This is a genomic window from Phaeovulum sp., from assembly GCF_041596715.1.
GTDB lineage: Bacteria > Pseudomonadota > Alphaproteobacteria > Rhodobacterales > Rhodobacteraceae > UBA6213.
On the sequence record NZ_JBFHIA010000317.1, the window covers coordinates 1 to 2,772 of the forward strand.

Annotated in this window: 1 protein-coding gene and 1 pseudogene; one reads left to right on the plus strand and one right to left on the minus strand. The window is 65.5% G+C overall.

Annotation, left to right across the window (positions count from 1 at the left end; genetic code table 11):
• A pseudogene (locus ABY403_RS15290) lies at positions 1-1,194 on the plus strand (hypothetical protein); the annotation flags it as partial.
• Positions 1,195-1,298: 104 nt separating this feature from the next.
• Here ABY403_RS15290 and ABY403_RS15295 read toward each other — a convergent pair.
• Positions 1,299-2,772: AAA family ATPase (locus tag ABY403_RS15295; protein WP_372841679.1), on the minus strand; the 1,474-nt coding region annotated here is incomplete at its 5' end.

Below are 2,772 nucleotides of genomic sequence, written 5' to 3' on the forward strand. Positions count from 1 at the left end.
AGCCGCGCGCTGCGGCATCTGGTTGCAGCCGAGCGGCGCGCCCGACTGCGCGCCTTGCAGGGCGCAAGAACGGGCGCGGGCGTAAAGATTGCAGGCAGCGTCGGGTTCTGGGAGGTCGGGGCGAAATTGGCCACGCCCTTGTCCGCGGCACTGGCCGCCAGCGGCTTGCGCGTATTGATCGCCTCGCGCGAAGAAGCGCCGCTGGCCGAAATCCTATCTGCCGTTGCACGCGCGCAAGAGGCCGCGGTGGTGGCCGGGCGGTTGAGTGCCGCCGATCGCGCCGCAGCCTGGGGCCGTATCGAAGCGGTTACGGGGGCGGCCGAGATGGCGGGCTGCGCTTGGATTCTTGCCCGCGCAGATGCAGCGGCAGACCTACCACCTGCGGTGCCCTTGGTGCTGGAGGGTGCGCTTTCGCCCGACTTTCCCGCTGCGGCAGCGCTTCGCCTTGCCGCGCCCGAGTTTTGCGAAGTTGCGAGTGCCGGGCCGGGCAATGGCGCGGCCTCGGCGCTGGCCACGCATCTTTTGCGCGCGCATTTCACGGTTTTGCGCAGCGGGCCGGGGGAAATCGGGCTGCTGGAGCGGCTATCCGCGCGGCTTTTCGCCGCCGCAGAACGCGCGGTTCTGGCAGGCGCGCGCCCCGATCAGGTCGATGCCGCATTGGGGCAGGCAGACCCGCCGTTCCGCCGTGCTGACCGGTTGGGGCTTTCGCGCATGGTTGCTGACCTGCAATCTTTGGGGCAGCGCCCGGGGCCGCTCTGCCAGCGGCTTCTGACCGAACAGCGCTTTGGCAGACCTAGCAGTTTCTATCGTGGGGCGGGCTTGCCCGACGCGCAGGCGGTTGCCGATGTCACCGCGCTGCTGGCCGGGCTGCGCGCCGAAGCCGGAATCGGGGCTGTGCCGCTTTCGCCCGCGCAGATCCGCGCGCGCCTTCTGGCCGAACTTGCCGATGAAGGTGCCGCGATGTTGCAAGACGGGCAGGCAGAGGCTGCGGGCGATATTGACGTGGCGTCGGTGCGGGGCTTGGGCTTGCCGCGCAGCATCGGCGGGCCGATGCATGCCGCCGACCGCGCGGGGCTGCTGGCCACGCGCAACCTGCTGCGCACATTGTCAGACGTGGGCGGCGCGCCGCCCCATGCCATGTGGGACGTGCTGATCCGCAATGGCCGCTGCTTTGCCGATCTCGACAAGGCGTAAGTGGCCGCGCGCCAAAAGGTCGGCCACTCAAATTACCCGGAAACAGGGATTCGCCGCGAGGGGGGAAGGGGCGCAGGCAGCAAAGCCGCCAGCGCCCCGAACCATTAGTGGGCTGTCAGCAGCGGCGGACGGCTGTTGGTCAGCTTGGGTTTCTGGATCTCTTCCACGTCGATCACCAGCGCCCCGTCGCGCACCGAGACCTTGGCGATCCCGCCTTTGATGAGACGGCCGAACAGCAGCTCTTCCGCGAGCGGTTTCTTGATATGCTCTTGGATCGTGCGAGCCAGCGGTCGCGCACCCATGCGGTCGTCATAGCCGCGCTCGGCCAGCCAGTCGGCCGCTTCGCGGGTCAGTTCGATATGTACGTTGCGGTCGATTAGTTGGGCTTCGAGTTGCAGCACGAACTTGTCCACCACCTGCAAGATCACCTCGCGCGGCAGCGCCGAGAAGCTGACCACCGCATCAAGCCGGTTGCGGAACTCGGGGCTGAAGGCGCGTTCCACCGCCGCCGTATCTTCGCCCTCGCGGCGGTCGCGGCCAAAGCCGATTGCGGCCTTGGCCTGTTCGGCCGCACCCGCATTCGAAGTCATGATCAGGATCACGTTGCGGAAATCGACCTGACGGCCGTTGTGATCGGTCAGCTTGCCGTGGTCCATCACCTGCAAAAGGATGTTGAACACATCCGGGTGCGCCTTTTCGATTTCGTCGAGCAATAGCACGCAATGTGGATGCTGGTCGACGCCGTCGGTCAAAAGCCCGCCTTGGTCAAAGCCCACATAGCCGGGCGGTGCGCCGATCAGGCGGCTGACCGCGTGTTTTTCCATGTATTCCGACATATCGAAGCGCAGCAACTCGACCCCGAGCACATCCGAAAGCTGCTTGGCCACCTCGGTTTTGCCGACGCCAGTGGGGCCGGTAAAGAGGTAGTTGCCGATCGGCTTTTCCGGCTCGCGCAGCCCGGCGCGGGCCAGCTTGATGGCGCTTGAAAGCGTTTCGATCGCCTTGTCTTGGCCAAAAACCACGCGCTTGAGCGACTGTTCCAGATCGCGCAGCACTTCGGCATCGTCTTTAGAGACGTTGCGCGGCGGGATACGGGCGATCTTGGCCACCACCGCCTCGATCTCTTTCGGGCCAAGCGTCTTGCGGCGCTTGGATTCGGCCAGCAAATGTTGCGCCGCCCCCGCCTCGTCGATCACGTCGATCGCCTTGTCGGGCAGCTTGCGGTCATGGATATAGCGCGCCGAAAGTTCGACCGCCGCCTTGATCGCGTCGTTGGTATAGCGGATCTCGTGGTGCTCTTCGAAATAGGGCTTCAACCCCATCAGGATCTTGATCGAATCGGGCACCGAAGGTTCGTTCACGTCAATCTTCTGGAAGCGCCGCGCCAGCGCGCGATCCTTCTCGAAGTGCTGGCGGAACTCTTTGTAGGTGGTGCTGCCCATGCAGCGCAGCTTGCCGCCCTGCAAGGCGGGCTTGAGCAGGTTCGATGCATCCATCGAGCCGCCCGAGGTGGCCCCCGCGCCGATCACGGTATGGATCTCGTCGATGAACAGAATCGCGTCGGGATGGTCTTCCAGC